The sequence below is a fragment of the Desulfomonile tiedjei genome, assembly GCA_016212925.1.
GTDB lineage: Bacteria > Desulfobacterota > Desulfomonilia > Desulfomonilales > Desulfomonilaceae > JACRDF01.
The window spans coordinates 35,511-61,679 of sequence record JACRDF010000006.1 but is presented as its reverse complement, the minus strand read 5'-3'; the positions used below and the strand labels follow the sequence as shown (position 1 = coordinate 61,679).

The 26,169-nt window shown below is 53.7% G+C and carries 22 protein-coding genes; 2 read left to right on the top strand and 20 right to left on the bottom strand.

Going from position 1 to position 26,169, the window contains the following annotated elements; genetic code table 11:
- Nucleotides 1-6 precede the first annotated feature (6 nt).
- From HY913_02835 to HY913_02805, 7 genes are all read right to left on the bottom strand, one after another.
- Complete coding sequence (locus tag HY913_02835; protein MBI4962190.1) at nt 7-2,232, bottom strand: DEAD/DEAH box helicase; 2,226 nt, start codon at nt 2,230-2,232, stop codon at nt 7-9.
- The gene (locus HY913_02830; protein ID MBI4962189.1) at nt 2,213-3,130 is read right to left on the bottom strand and encodes a type I CRISPR-associated protein Cas7; all 918 of its coding nucleotides are present in this window, start codon (nt 3,128-3,130) and stop codon (nt 2,213-2,215) included. Before HY913_02830 ends, HY913_02835 begins: the two co-directional genes overlap by 20 nt.
- On the bottom strand, nt 3,120-5,243 hold the full coding sequence (locus HY913_02825; protein ID MBI4962188.1) for a hypothetical protein: 2,124 nt from the start codon (nt 5,241-5,243) through the stop codon (nt 3,120-3,122). The genes HY913_02830 and HY913_02825 overlap by 11 nt, the downstream gene beginning before the upstream one ends.
- Nucleotides 5,233-5,877, bottom strand: coding sequence for a CRISPR-associated protein Cas5 (gene cas5, locus HY913_02820; GenBank protein ID MBI4962187.1), 645 nt, complete (start codon nt 5,875-5,877; stop codon nt 5,233-5,235). The genes HY913_02825 and cas5 overlap by 11 nt, the downstream gene beginning before the upstream one ends.
- A gap of 26 nt (nt 5,878-5,903) precedes the next feature.
- Complete coding sequence (locus tag HY913_02815; GenBank protein ID MBI4962186.1) at nt 5,904-6,047, bottom strand: hypothetical protein; 144 nt, start codon at nt 6,045-6,047, stop codon at nt 5,904-5,906.
- Nucleotides 6,048-6,174: 127 nt separating this feature from the next.
- Entirely contained in the window at nt 6,175-7,605 is a 1,431-nt protein-coding gene (locus HY913_02810; GenBank protein MBI4962185.1) for an L-seryl-tRNA(Sec) selenium transferase, read from the bottom strand.
- A 14-nt stretch (nt 7,606-7,619) separates the two neighbouring features.
- A complete protein-coding gene (locus HY913_02805; GenBank protein MBI4962184.1) occupies nt 7,620-8,141 on the bottom strand; it encodes a hypothetical protein in 522 nt (173 codons plus the stop codon).
- A gap of 163 nt (nt 8,142-8,304) precedes the next feature.
- On the opposite strand from HY913_02805, the gene mtaB reads away from it, so the two are divergent.
- Nucleotides 8,305-9,687, top strand: coding sequence for a tRNA (N(6)-L-threonylcarbamoyladenosine(37)-C(2))-methylthiotransferase MtaB (gene mtaB / locus HY913_02800; protein ID MBI4962183.1), 1,383 nt, complete (start codon nt 8,305-8,307; stop codon nt 9,685-9,687).
- Here mtaB and HY913_02795 read toward each other — a convergent pair.
- The 6 genes from HY913_02795 to HY913_02770 all read right to left on the bottom strand — a co-directional run bounded on the left by HY913_02795 (nt 9,638) and on the right by HY913_02770 (nt 14,896).
- The gene (locus HY913_02795; GenBank protein ID MBI4962182.1) at nt 9,638-10,969 is read right to left on the bottom strand and encodes a hypothetical protein; all 1,332 of its coding nucleotides are present in this window, start codon (nt 10,967-10,969) and stop codon (nt 9,638-9,640) included. The two genes, mtaB and HY913_02795, sit on opposite strands and share 50 nt — an antisense overlap.
- Before the next feature lie 42 nt (nt 10,970-11,011).
- Nucleotides 11,012-11,506, bottom strand: a complete 495-nt coding sequence (gene nusB / locus HY913_02790) for a transcription antitermination factor NusB (protein ID MBI4962181.1) — start codon at nt 11,504-11,506, stop codon at nt 11,012-11,014.
- A gap of 53 nt (nt 11,507-11,559) precedes the next feature.
- Nucleotides 11,560-12,024 carry a 6,7-dimethyl-8-ribityllumazine synthase gene (locus HY913_02785; protein ID MBI4962180.1) on the bottom strand — a complete coding sequence of 155 codons (465 nt, stop codon included), beginning with the start codon at nt 12,022-12,024 and terminating at the stop codon, nt 11,560-11,562.
- A 110-nt stretch (nt 12,025-12,134) separates the two neighbouring features.
- Nucleotides 12,135-13,349, bottom strand: a complete 1,215-nt coding sequence (locus HY913_02780) for a bifunctional 3,4-dihydroxy-2-butanone-4-phosphate synthase/GTP cyclohydrolase II (protein MBI4962179.1) — start codon at nt 13,347-13,349, stop codon at nt 12,135-12,137.
- An 18-nt stretch (nt 13,350-13,367) separates the two neighbouring features.
- The gene (locus HY913_02775; GenBank protein MBI4962178.1) at nt 13,368-14,006 is read right to left on the bottom strand and encodes a riboflavin synthase; all 639 of its coding nucleotides are present in this window, start codon (nt 14,004-14,006) and stop codon (nt 13,368-13,370) included.
- 98 nt (nt 14,007-14,104) lie between these two features.
- On the bottom strand, nt 14,105-14,896 hold the full coding sequence (locus HY913_02770) for a tRNA 2-thiocytidine(32) synthetase TtcA (protein MBI4962177.1): 792 nt from the start codon (nt 14,894-14,896) through the stop codon (nt 14,105-14,107).
- A gap of 114 nt (nt 14,897-15,010) precedes the next feature.
- Between HY913_02770 and HY913_02765 the strand changes: the two genes are divergently transcribed.
- Complete coding sequence (locus HY913_02765) at nt 15,011-16,993, top strand: ABC-F family ATP-binding cassette domain-containing protein (protein ID MBI4962176.1); 1,983 nt, start codon at nt 15,011-15,013, stop codon at nt 16,991-16,993.
- Between the two features lie 223 nt (nt 16,994-17,216).
- Here the strand turns inward: HY913_02765 and HY913_02760 are convergent, their stop codons facing one another.
- From HY913_02760 to HY913_02730, 7 genes are all read right to left on the bottom strand, one after another.
- A complete protein-coding gene (locus tag HY913_02760; GenBank protein MBI4962175.1) occupies nt 17,217-17,663 on the bottom strand; it encodes a very short patch repair endonuclease in 447 nt (148 codons plus the stop codon).
- Nucleotide 17,664: 1 nt separating this feature from the next.
- Nucleotides 17,665-18,567, bottom strand: coding sequence for a hypothetical protein (locus HY913_02755; GenBank protein MBI4962174.1), 903 nt, complete (start codon nt 18,565-18,567; stop codon nt 17,665-17,667).
- Between the two features lie 8 nt (nt 18,568-18,575).
- The gene (locus HY913_02750) at nt 18,576-19,778 is read right to left on the bottom strand and encodes a DNA cytosine methyltransferase (protein MBI4962173.1); all 1,203 of its coding nucleotides are present in this window, start codon (nt 19,776-19,778) and stop codon (nt 18,576-18,578) included.
- 242 nt (nt 19,779-20,020) lie between these two features.
- Complete coding sequence (locus tag HY913_02745; GenBank protein MBI4962172.1) at nt 20,021-22,195, bottom strand: protein kinase; 2,175 nt, start codon at nt 22,193-22,195, stop codon at nt 20,021-20,023.
- Between the two features lie 369 nt (nt 22,196-22,564).
- Nucleotides 22,565-23,911, bottom strand: coding sequence for a tetratricopeptide repeat protein (locus HY913_02740; GenBank protein ID MBI4962171.1), 1,347 nt, complete (start codon nt 23,909-23,911; stop codon nt 22,565-22,567).
- 274 nt (nt 23,912-24,185) lie between these two features.
- Nucleotides 24,186-24,941 (bottom strand): 16S rRNA (uracil(1498)-N(3))-methyltransferase, encoded by a 756-nt coding sequence (locus tag HY913_02735; GenBank protein ID MBI4962170.1) that lies wholly within the window; start codon nt 24,939-24,941, stop codon nt 24,186-24,188.
- Complete coding sequence (locus tag HY913_02730) at nt 24,938-26,122, bottom strand: pyridoxal phosphate-dependent aminotransferase (GenBank protein MBI4962169.1); 1,185 nt, start codon at nt 26,120-26,122, stop codon at nt 24,938-24,940. The genes HY913_02735 and HY913_02730 overlap by 4 nt, the downstream gene beginning before the upstream one ends.
- Nucleotides 26,123-26,169: the final 47 nt, after the last annotated feature.

Here is a 26,169-nt window from a genome sequence, read left to right as displayed (position 1 = left end):
AGTCGCTTAAATGACTGTTCCATGCTGTTGGTGGCGCAGAATCGGAAGCACCCCGGCCATGTACCCGAGGAAATCGTCATAGCCCAATGTCCAACGGTACAGACCTCGAAATCCGGGAACTGATTCCAAGTTATAATCGTGTTCTCTGTAGCGCCAGATCTGGACGCTGGAGCGCTGAATCATGTCCGGATCAACCTTTTCATGACTTTTCAAGCTTTCAATCAGATCCAAGTCCACAATGACGGTTACCGTGTCGGAATCAATCACGGTGAACTTCTCAGCCACAATTGGGAACTGTAGATTTCTCTCGGCCTTCAGGATGACATTGGAAACGTCCCTCAATCCCCCCTGCCGGATCTCCCTCCGCATAGCCTCCGTCGAAGCTTCTGCGCACACATTTCCTTCCCTGAACAATTCCCCCAGGATTCGAGCGGAATCTTTAAAGGCCGGATGATCCTTGAGAAGCCTGCCATGTTGCAGCTTGAAGTCCCATACTGCCGAATCAAGGAATTCGCCTTCCCGACTGACGCGCCCGCCCATTTGAATCAGGCTGTTGAGGCTGCACCGTTCTCTCAATCCATTGCGAAATGACAGATTGACACCTGCCTCCACGCAAGAGGTAGCTACAAGAGTCCAATCTGTGTCCGATTGATCATCGAGCCGTCTCCTGACACGGGCAAGAGAGGCTTTTCGGTCCCGCGGACACAGCGACGTTGACAAATGCTCCACAGACTCCCGCCCGGAGCGTTCCTCAATACTTGCGGCAATCACTGCGGCCGATTGGACCGTGTTGACGATCAAGAGACGAGGCCCATGTATGTCCGGCAACCAGTCCAGCAAATCCTCCTCACTCAGCGAACCGGATCTGGGCAGATACGTTACGCGACGTTCTTCATACGTCTTAACTTTAGCCTTCACATGAGGATGAACGAGTTCGGGCAGGTCCACGCGTTCTTCCGAAAACTCCTCTAGTTTCCAAAACCGGTTAAGCGAGCCGGAGCCCAGAACAAAATGACAGCCCCATTGCGATTCCAGTTCACGCAACCACCTCCAGGCTTGTGGCCATAAATGCGCGGGAAGTGCTGCGTGGGCTTCATCGATGAAAATGGCCGAACCTGGGAGTTGGTGAACTTTGCGCAGACTGGCAGGACGATTGGATGCCAGGGTTTCAAAAAACTGGACGGCAGTGGTAATTACGATGGGCGCCTTCCAAAGAAAGGAAAGATGCCGCGACTCTAAATCTTCAAATTCTGCCTTGTGGTGATGCGCAGCTACGACATCTTCAGGACGCTCACCCTTGGACACTAGGGCCTTTCGGTATACCTCCACCGACTGATCAATAATGTTGGTGAAAGGTAAAACCACGAAAATCCGGCGAAGCCCTTTGGCTCTGGCAGCCTGAAGAAGGTGAGCCATAACAGCCGTCGTCTTGCCCGTGCCCACCGGACTGTCACAGGCAAACATTCGTGGATGGGGGTCTGCATCACGGCAGACCCTGTATACTTCGCCGCGAAGTGTGTTCCGTTCGTCTTTTTGCGCTTTTTCGAGGTGCGCGACATACTGATCCAGTAGAGCAAGGCGAAGCTCAGGCTGAAGCGGGGGAACTACCCGTTCCAAGACTTTTCCATAATGCCCCGCTGTATCTGAATGATCTGCGTCCACCAGACACGAGAGCGCAATCCGAAATATCAACGGGGGCAAGGGCGATGGAGCCACACGCGATGGCGTGTCCCGTCGCTGAATTAGTGCATCAACAGCCGTCCCATGCAATTCCAGGTAGTCATCAAGCCTTTGGTCGGTAATTGACTTTGTGGCTCGGCCTAACTTGCCTGGTTTTACATCTCTGAGTACCCTGCCAGGTCCGTTCAAGCTCTGATCTTGAAAATCGGGGAGACCAATGTGATGAGCGTAAACAAGAGAAGCCGCCAGCAGATTGTTGATGCCAGCATCAAAGAGGTGCGCAACTCCTGCGTCCACGTGATTTACGGGCAAAGCTTCTCGCTGAGATTCTGACATCAGTACTGCCTGGTTCGCTGCTTCCAGCTTTCCCAAGTCATGAAACTCCCCAGCCAGACGGACGGCCTCAACAAATCTGTCTTTGTCACCATGCCAATACCTTGCTGCTTGGCGGGCATTTTGAACTGCCAATTCCATTACGTGACAGACATGTTCCGCGTACGGCTGAGCAGGTATCCCCTTGTCGAGACGTGCGCTATGGGCGAGCGGTTCCATGATAATCCTCGTTCATGAGATCACGTAAAGGTTCTACTCTGCCTTCCAGCTTTTCTGGCAAGGCCGTGGGGACATCATATTCTTCCCAGGCAGCGGACGGGCTTTCAGGGTCATTCTTCTTTTTGGGAGTCAGCGCAGAGATAAGCTCGAAGTCAGAACAAGATCCCAAGGCTGATTTGTGTTCAATGTACCAGGCGTGCCGGATGCCCACGAATGGCCGAACATAGGACGCGGTATGTGTGTAGGCATATGGGATTACTCGAAGAAGCAGGTCAATGTCTCTCTTCGTACACCCCGATTTCGTCGCGGCAGTAGGATTGATAAAGAAAGGCATGCAGTATACGCCATGCTGGACAATACGGTAGCCCAGTGGCGCCATGCCGCGGGTCTTCCCCTCCTGTACTGGCGCTATGTTGGTGTTCGTCATTCGCTCAATGAGGATTGGGGCCAGCGAGACGCCCAAGCCAAATTGAACTACCCCTGTCTTTATGAAATTCAATTTGCCTTTTTTCCTGGTACTTTCATCGTCCTTATCTTTTTCCAGGAAAGTGCATCCGAAGACCCTGGCATCCCAATATTTGGGTAGGAACTTGTCCCCCTTTATTTCGCGAATGATTGCTTCGCGTTCCCTATCCCGGCTTTCTAGAATACAGAATTCTGCCTCTTCAAGAGGGGGACTGAAACTTGTCGAGATACCCTTCCAGACCGGCCCGTTCTTGTCTGCTACGAGGTCTCGTGGCTTACGCTTGAAGGATACGGGAGAGATTTCACCCCGTTGATCAGGTCGTTGGCGGGGGTCGCTTTCCCGATCTGGATCTCCATTGGGATTGGAACGAATCACCTCAATTATCAATAGACCCGTGCCTCGAACGATAGCCTCCCCGCCATCAGTTTTCATGTTCATTCTGCACCTCCTGATCTGTGTCGTTCGCTAAATCCTGAGCGCATTCGCTTGCCTTATCGTCAAGGCGAGCGAGATATCCCAACAACATCTGTGCCTTATCAGTGTCGCTCGTCCGGTCAAGCAGGTTAACTCTGACCAGTTCACCTGAGGCAATGCCCATCTCTTTGACCGCCCATTTGGCCAAGCCGATGCCTTCCCCGCGTGCAGTGTTTGCCCATGCCTGATAAATCATCAAGCGCTCGCCAAGCCTGGCGATCGCCTTTTCAGGGTTCTCCATTGCAGAAGTCATGAGCGCGTTACCAAGCAACTGCGGTGGGATACCGCCTTCACGCACGTGCGCACAGTACTCCTTGTGAAGGACATCAGCTAAGGCGAGAAGTCGTCCTACGAGAAACGGTGCCGTGTTCATGTACGCTCCTTTCATAAGGTTTTGTTTATACAATAGAAGCCCTAACAAAGATGGTAGCAGGCTGGCGTGTCGCCTGTATCGAGTTCCGAGGTTTAGCGTGCCATCACCGCGATGGTCGGCCTGTCCTAGGGCGAGGAGAAGCGGTGCCCCGTTTATCGTCGCCAAAGATAGCGCTCGATTTACTATCCCACTTGCAAGATCTTCCCTCTCAAGCAAAAGCTCAATCCCTTCCCCGATTCCAAGACCGTGAACTCGACCAGTTCTCGTTCCACCTTGAAGCCATTTGACGTTGAGACATTCGACGACTTCAGCAGGGAATGGAGTAATGGGCTTAATCAGCCAAGGCCTTGCTTTGGAACCAACGTTCAGTTTAATCGGAGGGATATTCTTGCAGCCATGCTGCCAAACTTGTGCACCAGAAAGAAGAACCTGAACACCATAATTTTTGCTTACAAGGACCTTAGTTCTGGCTTGATCAGCCTTTGCAAGGGCAAAAATCCGCACTTCAGTCTGCGGAGCTTCATTATAGAGCCCTTGGAGGGCCGGTATCACACGGGCGGCCGCTGCCTCGAACCGAACTCCGTCGGGGTCAGAGGGCTGGAACCACCCGGCCAGTTCCGGAGGGCCTTTGTGCAATATCGACGGGTAGGCAAATAGCAGGGCTCGACCATAACCGCTCACATTAGAAATATCCTGCCATGTCTTTCCCCGCCGCTCTCCTTCCGCTAGCCACGTTAGAGCATCGGCCATTACTTGCTGAACTTCCTCTCCCGCAGGAAAGCTCTCGGGGCCTATCCGGCCATATCTTTTCTGACACGGAGATTCTTCGTTCATGGCTCGCAATATTACGTTTCCAAGCTTGGGAAGTCTCATCGGATGCGATTTGGTTTTCAGATCCTTATCCGCGATGGGCCAGCCGAATGCATCCTCTTTGCGCGAGACCTCTTTCACCTTCGATCTCCGCGAAAGTTCCATAAGCATTGCATTAACCCATGAATTTACCTTTGGGTGGTTTGCTGGGTATGGAAATGACGAGTGATCCGCCAATTCAAGCAAGATAGGAACTTTGTGGTTTGTTGATGACGCAACGAGGGCGTTTAGCAAGCTGTCAGCGTTATCTAGATTTCTGGTCAGCCCATCTATAATGAGATATTTGAGGGACTGTTCCAGTTTGTCGATCCTGACCTGTGCTGAGCGTCTCATTAACTCGGAAATTGCTGACAAATCTTTGGGAACACGCGCGAGGATCGCACCAAGTTGTTCCCGCAAACCGCCAGATGCCAGGCATTTGCTGATCTTGTCTTTTTCGCCCTGTGTCCAGAGAGGTTCGCACAAATCGCAGAATGAGTGGATGCGAGAAGGCAGAGCCGCCTTGTCGACAGCGCCGCGGCTCCTTGATTGAAACATCTTCTTGATGTCCTTCACAGCGTCCTTTGCTCGACTACTTCTGGCGATCATCAAAGGCTTCATATTAAATGCGGGGAATGAAACACCCGTATTGGGAACTCCATACTTTCTGATTGAGCGAATTTTTTCGATATCTGTGATCGGCTCGAAACCGGATGCGGTGCCTCCAGGGGCGATGAACATAAAGAAATTCACGGTCTCGGGAGCTGGCTGATAATGCCTATGCCCTGAGTCTCTGGGGATTCCTGCCAGATCCATACTGGAATGCAACTCCAACAGTTCATTTAACATAGCGTAGGACTCCTCCCTGTATTCTTACCGCTTGATCATAGAACGGGTCATATTCGGAGCGTTTTCCAGCTGGAAAGCAAGTGCGAAGCATACTGGGAATTACTAGATTTATGTCTTGGCAAACGTCAGTGTTTTCTCGGAATGGCCCAATATAGTCCGGTGTAAATTCTTTCCATCCCATGAACGGAGTGGAGAAAAACTGTCCCCGTCTCAGACGGCGGGCGAAAACCTCTTGGTACGCATGGGCACCATTTGTCGTCCCACCTATCTGCTTTCCCGGCCTTCCGTGCTTCATATATCCGTTCGGATCTGAGCTTACTTCCGCATAGAGTCGGTAGCAAACATTTGTGAGGACAGTGGCTAATAGCTGGAAGCTATCTCCAGTCTTCATAATCCCGCTTTTTCGAAGTGGCCCGCCATAGTTGGTGGTGTAGGGGTGATACACGATGGGACTGCAGATCTCGACTCTAATTGGTACCACCTCGGCCCACTGGCTCCACAAAACAGACTCAAAGATGCCTTTGACCGCTCCAAACGTTGGAACCGGATAGCTGACGGGCGCGTCTCCCGTGTCCGGCCTGGTCCACATGGCAGTCGGTCCTGAGATTTCCAACGCTACCAGGTATTCCTTCATCGCAGACCTCCTGAAACTACTTAGGATTACGTTTCGTTACTCGTCTCAGCAGATGCGTCAAAAACCGCCGCAAATGCTGCCGCACGATTTGCCACATTCGTCAGATGGTCGCGCAGGCAGTCAACTTTGTTGAATTGATTGGCCGTGTGAGCAAGATGGGTACCGCTCATTGGAGATCCCTCCCCTCAGGCCTGATGGTGGCAATATGGTGGTAAGAGGTAGATCGATTAGGGTCAGACGCTTTTATAAATCGCGAGGTTTAGAATACTACAAAACAATTGGGCAGGTCCAAGCAATTCAATCCGAAGCGCCTTTTTCAAGCCGCTCGAACGCGCGGGCGACCAGATTTGGTATCAAGGCGGGTTGGTCATCGAGCAGGGTTCGGGGGTCCAGTAGGACAGCGTCTTCTTTGACCAGGCAGATTACAGGGGGATTGCCAGCACGCAAGGCCTGTTCCAGCCGGGCGGCTGAGGTGTGGGCCGGGCGAATGGATACTCTCGGCCCCGGAAGGTCCCCGAGGGGGAGCGCTCCCCCTCCTACCCTTCCCACGCCCGGCACAATGCTTATTTCCGCCTTGCCTCGGAGAGTTTCGCGGAGTTTTCGGGCGAGTTTCTTGGCCGCACTCTCCAAGTCTTCCGCGGACTTCCTTATCATCCTCAACGTAGGAATGCCTTCCCAGGGCCCGTCGGGCCGTGTGTATTCCTGGAGCGTGGCTTCCAGGCCTGCCAGGGTGAGCTTGTCCATGCGCAAGGCCCTAGCCAGCGGATTGGTGCGCATCCTCTCTATAAGGTCCTGGCGACCGGCCAATATTCCGGCCTGTGGTCCTCCGAGGAGCTTGTCACCGCTGAAGCTCACCACGTCAATTCCTCGGGCAAGGACCTCCTGCACAGTGATTTCATCTGGTAGTCCGTACGGAGAGAGGTCTACCAGACAGCCGCTACCGAGATCCATCATGGTCGGGACCCGGTGCTCTTTGCCGATGGCAACAAGTTCATCCAGGTCAACTTCACGGGTGAAGCCGACAATCCTGTAGTTGCTGGTATGCACTTTGAGTATCAGAGCTGTGTTATCGTTTATTGCCTGAATGTAATCCTTCGGATGAGTGCGATTCGTGGTACCCACTTCTCGCAGAATGGCACCAGAACGAGCCATGACGTCGGGTATTCGGAAAGAGCCTCCGATTTCAATGAGTTCACCGCGGGAAACAATGACTTCTTGGCCGTGGGCCAGGCTTGATAGGGCCAACAATACGGCCGCCGCGTTGTTGTTCACAGCCAGGGCAGCCTCGGAACCGGTAAGCTCTTGCATGAGAGACCGCAAGTGCGAGTTTCGCTCGCCTCGCCGCCCCTTTTCCAGGTCATATTCCAGGTTCGAGTACGAGAGAGCGGCCCGGGCAATCTTTTCCATCACAGTCTTTGACAGTGGGGACCGGCCCAAATTCGTGTGAACGATGACTCCCGTGGCATTGATCACGGTCGTGAGCTTCGGTCCCACAAGCGCTTCCGCTATTGCCCACGCTCGTTGTTCCAGAGCCTGGGGCAAGCAATCCTCCGGCTTCGCAACACCCGAACGTATATCGTCGCGCAGAGCCTCCAAAGCCCGCCGAACCATGCTTTTGGCGAGTTCTTCCGAATACTGCTCCTGAATTCGTCCGAACAAAGGGTCGCCAAGCAATTTGTCCAACGAAGGAATTCTGCGGAAGAGCGAATCGGGCAATGTCTCTGCCATAGACGCGATCCTTCTTACTGTGCAGGCTTGAGTTTGAATGATTTGACAGCCCCTTCGAAGGCTGGAACAAACGACGCGAAATCCTTGGCAGGCGCGGTAAAGTCAATGGCGATCGTCTTCTTTTTTGCGACAATCAGCATGTGCCAGCTTCGGAGTCGGGACGAATCATCAGGGGCCTTCTCTTTGTAGAGCAATGCCCGCCCCCCTTTTAGACGTAGCGGTTTCACTTCCTCGAATGCTTTGTTCTTTTCCGCCGCCTTGTGAAGCGCTTCCAAAAGCTTTTCGCCCGACTCGAATATGATCTCGCCGACAGCGAGGTAAATCTCGCCGTCACCCTTGCGCCATTTCAGAATTCCGGGTTCGTCCGTGGCCTCCGCCTTGAACCCCTCCGGAATCTTAATGTCAAAAGATCGAGCGGACTCTTCCGACAAATTCGATTCCGGAGACCGAGGCTTTTCCTGGGCAAAGGCGGACGCACATAACAAAGTGGCCGCGACCACGAGAATCGCTATTTTTGTCAGGTTCAGATTTCTCAAGAACTGCCTCCGCCTGCCTCAACATGGGACTTACCAAGGGACTCTTTGAGGAACCAAGTCTCTTCGCAATTTCCCACGTTGAGCCACATTGTCGCCCTGGCTAAACCGGCCTTGTCCACAAATTGACCGCAGATGCGTGGATTGTTAACATGTATGAAGTACCATGTCAAAAACCATGAAAACAAAACCTGTTCAACCAAAAAGAAAGGCGTTGATACGCGTCCTCGGTTGCAAGGTAAATCAGGCCGAAGCCGCAGCCATGGCCGATATACTTGAAAGGAACGGATACGAAATCGACTCTGCGGCTACCGAGCCGGATCTTGTCCTAGTCAACACGTGTTGCGTCACGCAGAGGGCTGAGGGGAAGTCGCGGCGTATGGTCGGCAAGCTAGCTCAGAAGTATCCCCGCGCCCGCCTTGTAGTTACCGGTTGTTTGGCCGAGGTGAATCCGGCGTCCGTGCAAGCGACTTCGCCGGGCGCTGGCCTGCTGGGGACCTTTGAGAAGGACCATTTTGACGAGTTAATACGCAGCAGTGATGAACTTACGACCGACGAGCCGCGTCCAACAGCGGCATTCTGCAAGTCCTTTGCAGATCTGGGCGCACATGGACTTCCGGACCGAACCCGCGGTTTTCTGAAAATTCAGGACGGCTGTTCCCAGCGATGTACGTACTGTATCGTTCCGTCGGCTCGCGGCCCGTCGCGCAGCCTGGACCCCCGGAAAGTGTTGGAGCATGCACGACAAATGGAGGCTGCCGGCTTCCCTGAGATCGTTTTGTCAGGCATCCATCTGGGCCATTATGGAAGGGACCTTTCTCCCGCCCGCACATTGGAGAGACTTCTCGAACAACTCCTGGAGCATTGTCCACTCACGCGTTTCAGACTCAGCTCTCTGGAGCCTCAAGAAATTACTCCCCGCTTGATCCACCTTATGACCAAGCATCCTGGAGTTTGCAGGCATTTCCATATTCCTTTGCAGAGCGGTGACAATGGGATCCTCAAGAAGATGGGGCGGCCGTACACGGCGAAACTGATTCAACGACTGGCGGACCGGATTCTTTTTAGCTCTCCGGAGGCCTGTATAGGCCTGGACGTGATGGTGGGGTTCCCGGGAGAAGACGAAGCCTCCTTTCGTCGCACCGTAGATTTGATTCGCGAAATGGCTCCGGCGTATCTTCACGTGTTTCCGTTTTCGCCCAGGCCCGGGACGCTTGCAGCAACATTCAACGGGCGAGTTCCCGATAAAACGGCCCGCAAAAGGGTGGAGGAGCTGAGAGACCTCTCTTCGGAGCTAAGAACGCGTTTTTACGCGCGCTTCCTCGGGCGCACCTTCCCGGCTGTATTGGAGGAGCGCTCGGCCAAGCCCGGCAAGCTCATGATTGCACGGACCGACAATTACATACCGGTGAAGCTCGATGCAACTGGATCGCTGGTCCAAGGAAGGCCCTTTAACGTAACCCTGGAAAGAATCGCAGGCGACGAAGTCTTCGGGAGCACTACCCTAAGCTTCGTTCTCGCGTCTTCTGGATCAATTCCCGAGCTTTGAGCAGGTGATCGCGGACTTGTTGAAGGCTCTGTCCGTTTCGTTCGTTGAAGAAATTTATTATCTCGTCACAAGCCTGATAAGTTTGAGTTATTGACTGGCGGATGAGTGAATGAAACGGAGCGTATTGGGGCGGGGGAATTATCTCGAATGTCTTGGAATCAAGGATTTGCAGCTCTCTTTTGAGAGCATCCAGCTTCAAAACCAGTTCCTTGGGGAAAACAGGAGCGTTAGCCTCTGAAGGATCGTAGTCCGCGACGGTTAACGACGGGGTCCTGGCCATGACAAGCGACAGCTCCTCCAGTATGGGTGCGGTAGCTTTCAGATAAGAGCCCACCTCTGGATCCGCGGCAGCTTCACGGCCGAACGGTGAAACAATTGACTCCTTTAGCGGAGTGGGCTCTTCTTTTTCGGGCGACGCGGGTTCTTCCTCAACTGGAACACCCGGCCCCATCGGTCGATGGATGGACTCCACGGGGGACGGTTCCTGAGGAGAAGGTCTCGGGAGTGTCTCCTCTTTCGGGATATGCCGTGTCGGTTCCGGCTCCGGTTCCACCGTGATGTTTTCCGTTCCACGTCGGGGATCTAGTCTGATCCATAGTCTGGGGTCCGCCATGTCGTCGATCTCGGCTCGGTCCAGCGGGACCGTTTTCAGGCTCTCTTTTGTCGGTTCCACATCCATGAGAGCCGGTAGACCGGGGGCCGCGGTTCTGGGCAGAACTTCCTTCCTCGGCGGAGGAAGAGACGCGGTGATATCCTCCGGCACCACAGGCACTTTGAGCAACGGGCTCTCGTACTCTTTCTCCCGGATCTCTTTCTTTGCGGGGGGCTCCGGCGGAGCTTCGACCTTCGGGGCGGGTTCCGTGGGCTCGAACGGAAGTCTCGGCACCTGGGGGACCGGCAGTTCTTTGGGCACTGGCCTGGCTTTTGGTGGCTCCGGGGAAGGGGGTCGAGGCTTTATTACCTCCTCTACAGGGGCCGCCGGGGCCTCCCGAGGGGCCGGTGGGGCCTCTTGCGGGGGCCGATCGCCGACGATGCTTTTCATCTTGATTTCAGGGATCGGAACGCGGTAACCCGATTCTCCTATTGGAGCAAAAGTTTGGCCCTGGGTCGTCCCGCCCGGGACTTGCGGTTGAGCCTGATCCGCAGAACTCTGGGCCGTGGCGGGTAATGTAATCGCAAAGAAGGCCAGGAGCGTAACGAGAAAGGTGAAAAGGCATGCTCGCGCGACGGCCGAAGCAGCGTGGGCCAGTGTTTGTGAGCGCTCCAATAGGCGATTTTTCATAGGGGCGGCCCCCTGAATCCTTCCAACAATTGGTATATAATTTTAGTCTGTTGGTTCTAATTCGTCAAGTGACATCAGAGTGTCATAGAATTGCTCGGCGGAGGCAGGTCGCGATTTGAGCCTATGAATGCGGTCCAAAATGCCGTTAATAAAACCCGCGGAATTCTCTGCGCCGTATTTCTTTCCAATGTCTATCGCTTCGTTCAGTATTACCGAATCAGGCGTTTCAGTGAAATTCAACATTTCCGCAATAGCCATCCTGAGAATGTTGAGGTCTACGCGATTCATGCGGTGGACTTTCCAATTAAGAGAAAGCTTGTCAATAAGAGCGTCGATGACCGCGCGGTCCTTGGCCACAGCCGAGACCAGTTCGCGAGCGAAGTCACTCGTCACGCGATGCATCTTCAGGACCTGTTCAGGGTCCGAACTGAAATGGCTTTCGAGGAATTGTAACGTATCCGCGGGATCTTCTTTTCTTGCGTCCGCGGCGAACAACACCTGAAGCACAAATTCACGAGTTTTACGTCTGGAAGGCACTTGAATGAAGGATGCTCATGTGAGTAAAGAAACCCTGAGGGCGTTCGCTTCCGTCACATCTGCTTGAGGAGATTGGCCATCTCGATGGCGGACATGGCTGCATCCGCCCCCTTGTTTCCCGCTTTGGATCCGGCCCTTTCTATGGCCTGTTCTATTGTGTCGGTGGTCAGGACCCCGAAACTCACCGCGATTTTCGACCCCAAAGTAACCTGGGCAATGCCTTTGGCTACTTCAGCCGCGATGTAGTCAAAATGAGGGGTGGCCCCACGAATAACCGCACCGACAGCGATCACCATGTCGTACTTCCCGCTTCCGGCAACACTCGCCACCACCTGGGGAATCTCGAAAGCCCCCGGAACTTTGACCACGGTTATATCGGTTTCCAAGGCCCCATGCCGTACCAAGGCGTCCATTGCCCCGGATACAAGTCTTGAAACGATGAAGTCATTGAAACGGCTCGCTACAATAGCCGCCTTTAGTCCACGGGCATCCAGAACGCCCTCGATGATGGTGGTCATGGAGCCTCCGTACCTCCTGGTTCATTATTTCGGTCAAGGAACCGGCCACCGGATTCGGGGCCGAGGGCACGGCATCCTAAATGAAAGCCTGTTCAGGTGCTTGCCTTGGTTCAGGGAATGTGGAGCTCGAACATGTGCCCCATTTTATCTCGCTTGGTCTTGAGATATCGCTCGTTTGTTGCACATGGCTCGATGACTATAGGCACCTGTTCCACAACTTCCAGGCCGTAGCCCTCCAAACCGACTATTTTGGTCGGGTTGTTGGTCATGAGTTTCATTTTGTGGACCCCAAGGTCTGCCAGCATCTGCGCCCCTATGCCGTAATCCCGAAGGTCCGGCTTGAATCCCAGCCTCAGGTTTGCTTCTACCGTGTCGCAGCCCTGATCCTGCAACTCGTAGGCTTTGATTTTGTTCAGAAGACCGATACCTCGACCCTCCTGCTGCATGTACAGGATTACACCTTTCCCGGCTTCCCCGACCATCCGCATGGCCCTGTCAAGCTGCGGCCCGCAATCGCAACGTCTGGAGCCGAAAACATCGCCGGTAAGGCATTCCGAATGGACTCTTACCAGAACCGCCTCGTCAGGATCGATTTCTCCCTTTACCAAGGCCACGTGGTTATGCTTGTCCACGTCGTTCTCGTAAACGATCAGCCTGAAGTCCCCTCCAAATTCCGTGGGAAGAATCGTCTCCGCTCCGCGGCGAACCAGACGCTCGTTACGCATGCGGTATTTGATCAAGTCCCTGATGGTGCAGATTTTGAGATCGTGCTTCTCAGCTATTGCAATTAATTCCGGCAAGCGGGCCATGGTTCCGTCGTCATTCATCACCTCGCAGATCACTCCCGCGGCGGTGAAACCCGCCAAGCGAGCCAGATCCACGCTCCCTTCCGTCTGTCCGGCTCGAACCAAGACCCCGCCTCCACGGGCACGCAAAGGAAAGATATGGCCCGGAGAAATCAAATCACTCGGAGTAGCATCCCTGTCAACCGCGGTAATTATGGTGATGGCACGGTCGTAGGCTGATATACCTGTTGTTACGCCGCGAGCCGCTTCGATGGAGACCGTGAAAGCAGTCCCGTACCTTGACTGGTTGTTGGAGACCATCATAGGGAGTTCCAGGGACTGGATTTTTTCGGGAGTCATGGACAAGCACAGCAGTCCCCTACCGTATTTGGTCATAAAATTGACTGCTTCGGGCGTCATCTTTTCCGCGGCCATGGTCAGATCGCCCTCGTTTTCTCGGTCCTCATCATCGACCAAAATTACCATTCGGCCTTGCTTAATTTCCTCAATTGCTGCTTCTGTATCAACCAGCACGCTCATTTAATGCTTCCTCCTTCGTCACATGAATCCATATTCTTTAAGGGTTTGTTCACTTATTCCCAACTCCGTCTTCCCGGAGACGAACTTTTCAACATACTTTCCTATGAGGTCAAACTCCACATTGACTTTATCATTGATCTTTTTTTGGGTCAACCCGGTCAACGCCGCCGTGTGCGGAATGATCATGACCTGGAAGCGGTTTCCGGTCACCGTGTTCACCGTCAAGCTGACGCCGTCTATAGCTATACTGCCCTTTTCGATCAAATACCTGCCGGAATCCACTGCGAAGCCCATGAGAAAGCCGTTTCCCGAGGCACGGCGCTCCATAACCTGGCCGATGCAATCCACATGGCCCAGGACCAGATGTCCGCCGAGTCGCGAGTCCAGCCGCATTGCTTTTTCAAGATTGACCTTTGACCCCGCTCTCATTCCCCCCATAGTGGTGACCCCGAGCGTCTCGGGTGACACATCGGCAGAAAAAATCCCCCGGCCGGCTTCAACCGAATTGGCGGTGAGACAAGCCCCATCAACGGAGATGGAATCGCCGACTTTCACGTCGGATAGATCCAGGGCGGATACTATGCGAAGTGAAACGAACCCTCCCTTGGGTTCCGTCGAGATTATCTCGCCACGTGCCTCAATTATGCCCGTAAACATTTCATCCGGCCCTGAATTCATTCCTTGATCGGGGACCGCGAACCGCTTCTGGCCGAGTTCCCCGTACCCGCGAACACATGGCGGGTCTGGCCAACTGCTTAGTCTACACCTTCCTCTTCATTTAATAAAGTCGGATTTCGCGCGGCCTGTTTCCATGCCGTGAGCAAGTGCCGATGGTGAACTCTGGCCATGGAACCCAGGATACTGGAGTAAACGCCAGGCACGTCCTTTTCAATTTTGCTGAGCAGCGCCTTCACCCATTGACGCCGCGCGCCTTTCATGCCCCTGCAATTGCAGTAACATCCCAGAATCGGCACTCCCAACTGAGCCGCGCACTCCCTGGTGAGTTCTTCCCTGACATATACCATCGGACGTATGACGCGATTCCGACCATCGTCCGCCAGCAGGTTCGGGCTCATGCCTTTTATGGATCCGTTGAAGAAAAGGTTAAGAAGGAGGGTTTCCACGAAATCGTCGGTATGGTGTCCCAATGCGATCTTGTTCCACTCAGTTTTCGTTGCGAATGTATAAAGCATGCCGCGGCGCAAGCGGGAACAAAACGAACAAGGATTGGTGCCCTCGGTAAGCTTCTCGTCCACAAGCTCGACGATGTTCCCTTGGACGACCCAGTGTGCTATCCCATCCTGTGACAAACGTTCGCTGAGAGGGCGGCAGTCAAATTCTACCTGGCCCGGATGTATTGTAACCGCGGCCAGGTCGAACTTTACGGGAGCCTTGCGCTGGAGATCTCGCAGAGCGTACAACAGCGACCAGGAATCCTTACCGCCCGACAGGGCCACCAGAACGCGGTCCTGGTCCTGAATCAATCCGAAATCGCCTATGCCTCTGCCGACAAGGCGTGTAAGGCGCTTGAGCGCGGTGTTTTTCATCTGGCTTCGGTATGTTCAAACCATTTTGGTGTATTATTTATTCCTTATAGAAGCTGCCGGCCTTGATGTCCAGATGAGCGAGGAGGTAAGCACGGCTTTCATGGGAGAAACAAAGTGATTTTTTTGACTAACGTTGCAAAGTTCTACAACGGGAAACCCCTTTTTGGAGAGGCCAGCATAAGCGTTCATCGAGGTGATCGTATAGGAATAGTGGGCCCTAACGGCGCAGGCAAGTCTACCATCCTCGGGATGATGGAAGGAGTAATCACCCCGGACGAAGGCGAAGTCTCAATAGAAAAGAGGCTCCGCATGGGGGTCCTTCATCAGGAACTCATCCAGGGTAACGACGGGCCGATCCTTGAAGAAGTCACGAATATTTCCGGCGAGCTCAGGGACATCCGGGAGCGTCTCAAGCAACTTGAAAATCAAATGGCTCAGCTATCTCACAACAGCGCGGACGCTGAAGCGCTGGTGGAAGAACACGGCCATTTGCAGCACGAGTTTGAACGTTACAACGGGTACACCCTGGAAGCCCGCGCGTTGAAGGTGCTGCAAGGATTGGGGTTCCAGCCCCGTGACGCGTATCGGCGCTGGAGCGAGTTCTCCGGCGGATGGCGCATGAGGGTGGCCTTGGCGAAGATCCTCCTGGCCGAACCCGATGCGCTGCTTTTGGACGAGCCCACAAACCACCTGGATCTGGATAGTCTGCTCTGGGTGGAGGAATATCTTGGCGGATTCAAAGGTGCCCTGGTTTTGGTGTCGCATGATCGGGCCTTTCTGAACAGGCTCGTAAATCGCGTGGTAGAGGTGGATCGGGGTAAGGTATCTATTTACACCGGGAATTACGACGACTATGACCGCTCCAGGCAGATGCAGGAAGACATCACTCTGGCCGCGTACAAGAACCAGCAGGAAAAAATCAAACGCATTCAGAAGTTCATAGACCAGAGCCGCGTCAAGGCAAGGACCGCAAGCCGCGTTCAAAGCCGCGTCAAAATGCTGGAAAAACTTGATCGGGTTGAGCTGCCGCAGCGGCCCAAGACAGTGAAGTTTCACTTCCCTCAGCCGCCGTCGTCGGGGCGGAGGGTCGTGGAGATCACGGATCTTGTCAAACGCTTCGACGATCTGACCGTTTATGACGGGCTCTCTTTGAACGTGGATCGCGGAGAGCGCATGGCTCTGGTCGGTCCCAATGGCGCGGGCAAGTCAACTTTGCTCAAGATCATGGCCGGAGTGCTGCCATACGAAGGGGGTTCCGTAAAGTACGGCCATTCGGTAAAGCCGGGATATTTCGCTCAGCATCAATCCGAAGCCTTGAATTCCGACAGGACCGTCCTGGAGGAAGCATCTTCGGTTGTCTCCGGTATACCTGAACAGGAGGTTAGAAGCTTGCTGGGGGCCTTCCTGTTCACAGGCGACGATGTCCACAAGAAGGTCAAGGTGCTCTCAGGAGGAGAAAAGAGTCGCCTGGCATTGACCAAAATCCTGCTGTCCCCGCCGAATTTGCTGCTCATGGATGAGCCCACAAACCATTTGGACATCCCTTCATGCGAAGTGCTTGAAGAGGGCCTCAAGAAATTCAGCGGGACCCTTGTGCTCATAACTCATGATCGCCGGCTCATGAACGCGATTTGCACGTCGATCCTGGAGATAGACCAGGGTGAGGCGGAACATTTCCTCGGCAATTATGACGACTACCAGTACAAAAAGAAGCTCATGGCCGAGGCAGAAGTTGCCGAATTGCCTGCCAAACCAGTGGTGGCGATCGTCCGCGACGATGATTCATCCCCCGCGAAAGAATCCAAAAAAGAGAGAAAGCGCCGGGAGGCTCAGAACCGAATAGTCTTGTACAAGAAGCAGGCCCCGATCAGAAAAGAGATCGAGAAGATCGAAAAAGAGCTTGCAGCGAAGGAATCCCGCAAGAAAGAAATCGAAGCTCTTATGGCCGATTCTGCAAATTACGACAACAAGGGGCTGATACAGGCGCTGTGCGAAGAAGATCCGGTTGTGGCCCAGGATATCCGGTCGCTGGAATCGCGGTGGGAGGAGTTGCACGGCCGGCTGGAGGAAATCGAGAGCAGTGTCTTGACCGGGTAGTGTCCAAACAGCTTTCAGCCCTTGTGGCAGCATCCGCTGATAGCGTGATTCTCGTTCCCGACGTAACATACCATAAATACAAGCGAAGAAGAGCTGATCTGAAAAGGAAGAAGGCTTGGCTGATGCTGAGTTGCCGCGCGTGGTCATGAGGCTCTGAGATGGGCCAAGAGCACATTTGACCCCTCTCTGCCCCCCGCTCTTTCTCTCTTTTTTGTAGATGCCATTATTTGGGGGACCGTTGGTCGGTCAGCCGGGACTGCAAGCGCTTCTGCAGCTTCAAGAAAGTCTTTTCTTTATTTTTGGTCAGGAAATCATGCTCCCAAAACCGCCATACAGAATAACCCATTTTACGCAATTGTTGTCTGTTTCGTTTATCATGCTTGATATTTCGCTCCAGTTTGGGAGCCCAATAAGTGGCGTTGGATTTCGGGGTGTGGCCGTGAAGTGGGCACACGTGGTAAAAACAGCCATCCGCAAAAATTATAAGTTTCAGTGATGGAATGACGATATCCGGTCGCCCGGGGAGCTTGTGCATATTTCTGTGTATTCGTGGGCGAGGACCCAATATCTCGCGCACCATCTTATAAAGGGCGCATTCCATTTTTGTGCCACTGCTGCGGATGCGAGACATAATCTCGCTTCGTTTGGCTTTGCTAAAAATGTCGGTCAATCTATCGCAAACGCTCCAATTCAGCGCGAATGGCTTCAGCGTACACCTCTGCCGATGGCAGATTGGACGGCGCAGTAAAAGCATTCGCGACTTGGTCGACCGTAGTCGTCTTCTGACCACAAAGTTTGAGCGGTCGAGGCTTGCCCTTTGACGGCTTGGCATCCACATCATACCACATAAAAGTTAATGAGCCAGGCTGCATTGTGTAATCCAGTAAGGAGCCTCCGAGCCTTTCCAAAATCCTCTCAAAAACCGGACGAGGGCAGACGAAAAACATGCCTTTTTGGCACAGGCTCTCGCGTCTTAGAACATGCCCCTTGTAAATTATCTGCGGGAGTATTCTCTTCGAAACGTTTTCCCAGTTCAGGCCGGCATCGCTGTATCCCGTAAAAGGCTCTCGCCGGAGATATGCGTCACGCTCCGCCCGGTACGTTCCAGTCGTATCGATCCCCTGGACCTCAATGGCAGTAAATCCCGTTAACCTGGCATGGATTACGAGAGCGAGTATCCAATCGACAAAGTACCTGCCTGCCCCCGCCTTACTTCTGCTTGGCAACCGCAATTCCCTGCCCCACCGTTTGCCAAAGACCCCCAAGACTTCACCGGCTTGGCTCCTAGCGACCGCTTCATTCGCGGGCACCATCTTGACTCTTTTTCCGAAAGCCGCCTCAGCCACGTCAGAAAGGATTCTATAGTTTTCCGCATAGAGGCGATTCGGGCAAGAGATTACCACATCACCACTAGCCTGCCTGAAAGTGCAGGATCCCGCCAGCTGTCCATCCCTAAACAATTTTGTGCATGGCCCGCCTATGAAAGGGCACTCTTGGTTTTCTCTGAATCTGACAGCTTCAGCTGAGGCGTCATCAGGCGAGAATCCAAAAAAGTCGAAAATCCTTAAACCCATTCTTGACTCTATGCGGCCACTCTAGACTTGTTCAGGTGACGAGCTATCTCATGCGCAATCGCTCTTGCCATCAAAACCGGCACAGCATTGCCGACTTGTTCGTATTGGGCAACTCTCGGGCCAAAAAAGCGGTAGGAATCGGGAAATGACTGAAGGCGCGCGGCTTCCCTCACTGTAAGTGAACGGTCTTGATCAGGAAGGAAAACGGGGCCCCAATGCGGATCGCACTTGGTCATGATCGTTGCCGCGAGTTTTTCGTTTGAAAGCCTTCCGTAGCGTTTGGTATGGTCAGACCTCCGTGCGCGTTGCATGCCTTTGGGCAAGAGTTCAAAGGGGATATCTCTCCACGACCCACCGGGCTTAACATATTTCAGGCGCTCCACATTTCTCGAGGACAGCCGGGCTGCAACATGGTTGTACGTTTCATTTGCCCCGTTTCTCATAGCTCTGGCATATTCGCTAACCGCCTCCCGGCAGTGTGTTACAATCTCAGATCCCTCTCCCATGCACAGGCGCGGCAGGTCAGAAATCGCGTCTTGGACAGTTACCGCCGGCTGTAAGATAAGCTCATCCATGGGGCTGAGGCGGAATGTCATGGTCCTGCCCCCCGTGAAATTCGCCCTGCCGACAGCATAGTGCGTCGGCACCGGATGGCTGAGCGGTGGTGCCATTCGAGACCCTAGAATTATCAGTCGCCAGCGCTCTTGCGGGACTCCATAATGGGCTGCAAGAAGAATCATGGCTGACAGATGATACCCTCGCGCCTCAAACTCCCGCAAAATTTGGTGGAACACCCTCCCCTTTTCGAGGGAAAGCATTCCAGGGACGTTCTCGAAAAGAAACGTCCACGGACTGAATTCATCAAGAAAGCGCAAGTAATGCCTGAATAGGGCGTTTCTGGGGTCATCCAGAAACCGCTCGGGGGCATTAATAGAAAATCCCTGGCACGGAGGCCCTCCGACCAGAACTGAGAGTTCCCCTTGGTTCAGAGCCAGTTCTCTCCTTATCCGTGCCGGGTTTACCTCCTCTACTCGCCCACAATCGGCTAGAGCCTGTCGATGATTTGCGCGAAAAGTAGTTATGGCCCACCTGTCCAGATCATTTCCATAAAGGCACACAAATCCAGCTTTGTGGAAGCCCTCGGTGATACCCCCTGCCCCACAGAAAAGATCAATTGTGGTCCATCTCCCTGTCTTGTCTTCTCCCACCATAAACACAACACCCCGGCTGGAATATCAGGCCACCAACAACGTTCCGTTGGCGATGTCGCGATTCGTGCCAGTTTTCTCGCAGCAACTTAGATGATGGTTCCCTTGCCGTCAACTGCAATAACTGTTACAGGTTTCGTTTTCGAACCACTTGGCTCGGGTCTCTTTCAGGTGACTGCGGAATTTCCTCCTACGGCCCTAAATGATCAGATAGCTCTACCCGCAATTCTTACTGGAGCAAACGTTTACCCCTTGTGGTAGAATACGCTGATAGCGTGCTTTTCGTTTCCGACGTGTTGGAAGAAGCCGTCAAAGGCTGACTGGACCTCATCCACATTCGGCCTTGTCATGGGGTCAAGTTCCAACATGCTCTCTACCGTGGCGGCCATATGTTCGAGCACCGTGTTTTTTGCCAGCCAGGGGTTGAGAGTTGTCAATTTGGGGCGAGGTTCCTGCTCGATACGCATTATCTGCTTGACCAACTCCTGGCGGTTTTTGGCCTTGGGGAAAATCATGGGCAGCTTGCCGGTAAGAAGAACCGTGAAGATAGCTCCTACGCTGTACAAGTCGGATTGGAAAACGCTTCGACCCCTCGCCTGTTCCGGGGCCATGTAAGCAAAAGTCCCGACGACCTTGCCTCTGAAGAGGTCTTCCACCGCTCCCGGCCCTATGGCCAAGGCAACTCCGAAGTCGATTACCTTGATCTGGTTTAACATTTCGTTTTCGTCGACCATGTACAGGATGTTGTCCGTCTTGAGGTCCCGATGGACAACGCCCCTTTGACGAAACACTCTGAGGCACTCTAACAACTGGTTTACCAGGATCTCCATGGTCGCCAGCGTGAGCTTGCTCTGAGCGGAAAAAGGCGGCTTATACTTTTCGGTCCAATTCCGCTCCACCAGTTGCGTAAGGTTGTCGTTGGGGTGGTAGCCGTTGACGAGCAGCTTGTCGCCGTTCTGCTCGATCAGGCCATAGTATTCGACTACATACGGGTGCTGGTCCGGAGTCTGAACCCTGGCATGCAGAGCACCTTCATATTCCAACAAGGCCGCGGGATCGCCCAGTGTCGGGGAGATCTGCGCCTTGACCCTTTTCAATGCCACGATCCGGTCCTTGAAAATCCCGATGCTAACCTTACCCATTGCCCCGGAAGAAATGTCCCCGAGGACTTTGACCTTCTTGCCCTTAACTTTGGCCGGATCGTAGAGCGAGTCCATGATCAGCTTCACCAGCCCGGCCATCTCTTCTCTGGTTTTCGAACTGAAGCTGCGCCCGCTTTGTTGAATATCCTCCTCGGCCTGTTTTTCCATGTTGGCTCTATCGAGCCTCGGCTTATAGTACTTGACCGCCTGGGCCGCCCTGGGATCGACCTTGCGATGCTCGCCGTGGTAGTCGCCAAACGCGGAGTAGTAGCGGTACAGAAGTAGCCCGTCCGCTACTCTACCTTGAGGATGCGCGGAATAGAGCTTATGCAGATCCGAGATCCTCTTGAGCAGGTCCCACCCTCTCCGGTTTTTGCTCCTCATGAGTTTGACGTTGGCCGCCACGTCAGCCGAGTCGTCCACATCGCAATAATCGCTGGGGATTTCGAAAAAGCTCCCAAAATCAATTAACGAAATAGTTGCCAGATGATTGGAAACACCCTGAAGGGCATCCAGATCCTTCTGCGTATTGATCAGGAAGTCCAGGAGCTTCTGATTGAGGAAGTCGGCGAGGAGTTCCTTGAAATACCCGGAAGCGATCCTGTCCACGGTGTAGCCGCACCGGAACAGGAACCAGGCCAAGTGCATTATGTCGTCTTCGATCTCCTTACGCGAGTTCCTGCTGAAGAATAGAAAGGCCTTTTCCGGTTCGTACTCCACCATCAAATGATGAAGCTCAAGAATAGCCCTCCGAACAAGGTCCGCCATCCGTGCGACCGTTGTCTCGTAGGATTCGGATTCCTGTCGAACAAAACTGCTCGGGATCAACGCGGTGCTTTCCTGATCCGCGGGGGCGTAGCGTTGTCTGCACTTCTCATTAAGATCGGCAAGTTTCTTGCGCACCAACTCCAATTCTTGGGGAGACGGCCTCTGGTTGGACGGGGAGTCCAGCCATTTCACCGCAAAAAAGAAGACTCGCCCGGCCTCTTCAACTTTTTGGATTTCGTTTCGGCTGTCTATGAGTATCTGGTGTTCGGGAAACTGTTGCGCGGCCCGGATGATATGAAAGATGGCCTCGTGATACGTCATCTCTCCTCGTTCAAGAGGCGGGAGCAGGTCACGAATCACAAGGAGCAGATAAGGCGCGGTCCTTTTTAGGATCTTACCGATCTCGCCGACAGGGTCCACCGCGCCCTTTTTGGCCAAACGGCTCAATTCCGCGTAGTGCTGCACAACGCGGTAAAGATCCTCACGCAGGGCTTGACTGTCCCTTTCCATGATCAGTGAAATCCTTCGGACTCTTTGTTAGGCGCAATATATAACCTCTGCGCTCGCGGTTGCAAGAGTCATGTAAGTTTTCGGCGCAACCTTTCACTTACGCAGAGAATTGTCAGCGCCCTGTCATTGCGCCGGAGAAAAACGACGAGGCAACGACAGCTATTCATAACGGTGGGCAAACCGAACAGAATTCATGGCAACCAGCATGGATTGTAATGGATCTGGCAGGACGAATTTCGGCCAGGGCGGCCTTGCCGGTTTTCTTCTCGGCCTGGACCGTCAAACCAAGCCTACGCTGGGTCCCGATCCCCAAATCGTGGTCCGAACGCGAGCGCACAGGCGGGACACGTTCAGTTCGCGGCCGAGAATTTATCGAGTGCGCCTCTTCCCCGTAAGCTTGATCAGCTTCTTGAAATCCGGAATTTGCTTTAGTGTGCGGAGGGCTTTGTCCGACATTGCACGCTTTATCACTGCTTCGCCACCGGCCTTCACAGCCAGATTCAGTATATCAAGCGCCTGTTTCAGTCGGCCTGTATTCGCATACACCAGGGCTGCGTGGTAATGGAGCCATTCGGGTTCAAACGGCTCTTTCTGGCTTAAGGCCTGACGATAGTACTTCAGCGCACTTTCGTAATCTCCCATCTCCACGTTAAGATAGACCAGCCTACTTATGGTGTAAGGCATTAGACAAGGGCTGTGTTGGAGGTTTCTGTGAATTTCCAGGCTCTTGCGCTTGTTTCCGAGGGCCCAGTGCGCTATGGCAACGTCGGCCAATGCGAACTGGTCCTGCGGGTCCTTTTTCAAGCCTTGGTGGTAGTGTTTAAGCGCGTGACGAGGTTCGCGCTTTTTATACAGAAAATAATATCCCAGGTGAAAATCGACTTGAGCGTCCTTGGGGTTATTCTCCAGGGCCTTCTTGAACAGCCTCAAAGCCTCCGGCTCTCGCTCGATCTCCAGGTAAAGATGTCCCAGCTCGGTGAGGAACTGGCTGTCGGTGGGGTTAATCTCGACCGCCCTGCGCAAGTACCTCAAGGCCTTGCTGTAATCCAACTCATCAAAATATATCAAGCCGATGTTGAAATAAGGGTCTCCATTTTGCTCGTCAAGGCTTATGGATTGCAGGAAATCGCGTTTGGCCTGATCCGTTTTGCCCATTTTCCAGCAGATCAAACCCCGATTGTTGAAAAGATAGGCGCAACCGGCGCCGCTGAGGCTGATAGCAACGTCTATGAGTTGTCTCGCTTCTTCGAGGCAGTCCTGATCGTATTTTGAAAGGGCCGTGTCGTTAAGTTCGCGGATCAGCTTCTCTTTTTCCCAATCGCTGGCCCGGCAAAACACCTTCTTGCCTTTGCGCAGCCTGGCCAACTCGGATTCTTTCACCAGCAGGCAGTAATTGTTGACCTCCATCAGGTCGTCGCAGTAGCGAACTTCCACAACGAAGACCGGCGGGTCACCGCCCTCTTCCACAAAGTTGAGGTAATGGTAGAAATTATCGCCGTCAGGGGCTTCGGTTTCCCAAATCTGGTCCGGATTCTCCAGGGTGAAGTCAATCCAGTTGAGAAATCCGGCCTTACCTAGGCGGCTTGCCACAGGCAGGATTTCGGGCAGGGCATCTTGCACAAGCTCTTCATCGGGAAAAGAGGGCAGAAAGGTTTCAGGGAAAGCTAGAGGGTATTCCGCCGAAAAATAACTTTCCTCCAGACATCTGCTCGCCATCCATAACCTCGAAATATCAAATTAGTCGCCCGGGGAATTTGCTTTAGAGCCCTGAGGATCCCCACCAACCCCTTAACCTGGGCCCCGTGCTCAAAACCACCGGGGGACCGGCACCCATACTGAAATTTGAGAAAAGGAAAATCCCAAACATACGGCCATTGGCATTGCCTTCGATAGCCCGGTCGCCGTCAAAAATAGAATAGCATGAAGGGTTGTCCACGTCAATTAGGTGAACCAGGAAGGCCGTCAAGCCATTGCCAGCACCCTGCGCCGTCTAGAGCCCTGTTTGAGTTTTTCGCCCTCGCGATTCCGACCAATGCCTCCACATCGTCACGGTAGCGGCCGCGACCACTGCCGCTGTTTCGGTTCGTAACACGCCCGCTCCCAGGCTCACCGGGTGAAACCCAGCCTCGACGGCCTTCATCTCTTCACCCGTCTCCAAGCCGCCTTCCGGCCCCACCAATATGGCTATCTCACATGGCGCGTGCTTCTCCAGAAAAGCCAGGAGCGGTTCCGCGTCCAAATCCGTCGATAGGAGGATTCGCGTGCCCGATGCCGAAGCGCCCTGGATGAAATCATCGAAACTTGACGGAGAACTCAGCAACGGCGTTTGGCCGCGCCGCGACTGAGCGGCTGCAGCAGCTACAATGGACTCCCAGCGCGGCTTGATCTCCGGGGGACGGCGGTTTGCCCGCGTGCTGAGGATAGGCACGAACCGCGTCACGCCCAGTTCGGTCCCGTGTCTCAGTATTTCCTCCACAGGCCCGGGGCGAACGCAGGAAAATGCCAAAACAAGTTCTTCGGCTGAGCACGGATCTGTCGGTTTGGATTCGACTATTTCCCCGCGAAGCTCGCCTCCGGGTGAGGCGGCCAACCGGATGATGCATTGCCGCTCGCCAGCGAAAACCTCCACGCAATCTCCGGATCGCAGCCGTAGGACGTTTCGAAGATAATGGGCTGTCTTGCGCGGAAAAACAATCCCTTCTCTGCAAAGGCTTTCCGGGCTCAGGAATATTCGTCTTTGAGTCACCGGCTCTCCGCCTTGACTGCGCCGAACCTCTGCTTCAGGTAGAGGTCTAATCTGTCCAGACCCGCGTGAATGTTTTCAAGGGAATTGGTGTAAGAGAAACGGAGAAAGCCTTCAGCATTGCTTCCAAAGTCTATGCCCGGCGCCACGCCTACCCCTGCCTCCTCCAGTATTTCGAAGGCAAAACGGTACGAGTCCTTCGAGAAACGCTTGGCATCGGCCAGAATGTAAAAAGCCGCGGTGGGGTCCACTCTTATTTCAAATCCGATCTGCTTCAGCTTCGAGATCATGGCCACCCGCCTCTGGTTGAAAACGGCCTTCATCCGAGCGGTTTCCGTGGACGAATTGGTCAGCGCCTCCAAACCGGCCCATTGAACGAAGTCCGCAGGACTGATAAAGAAATTCTGCGTCATTTTCTGAATAGGGCGCACCTGCTCCTTGGGAGTAATGACATAGCCCAATCTCCAGCCGGTCATGGCGTAAAGCTTGGAGAACCCGTTAAGCACAAAGGCGTTCCGGGTGAATTCAAGGATCGAATGCTCCTGACCCTCATAAACCAGCCCATGATAAATCTCATCGGATATGATGGGTACCTTCAGTTCAGCCAAACGTCTCATCCGCTCGGGGTCCATGACTATTCCGGTCGGATTGGAAGGGGAATTGATTAAGATTGCCCGTGTTTTATCCGTTACAGCCTTTGCCACTTCGTCAGGATCAATCTGAAAGCCGTCCTCAGCCCTAATAGTAACGTAAACGGGTACTCCGCCCAGGAAACGTATGAAATTGGGATAGCACGCATAATGAGGGTTGGAGAGTATGACCTCGCAGCCCGGGTCCAGCAGTGCCGAGAGGGCCAAAAGAATGGCCGGCGACGATCCGGAAGTTATGATCACACATTGAGGGTCCACGGTCGCGCCGTATGTCCTCTCGTAGTGTTCGGCCACGGCCCTCCTGAGTTCCGGTATTCCCATGCTTGGCGTGTAGTGGGTTTTCCCGGCCTGCATCGCCCGGATGCCTGCCTGGACGATATTCGCGGGGGTATCGAAATCCGGCTCGCCGACTTCCAAATGTATGACGTCAGTTCCGCTTTCGGCCATTTCCATGGCCTTCTCCAGCACGTCCATTACGAGAAACGGAGGGATCTCTTCGGATCGCCTTGAGGTGGGAATCTGTGGATAATCCATGAAAGAATATCTCCATTGCCTTGGTTTGCGATATGAATCACGAGTAT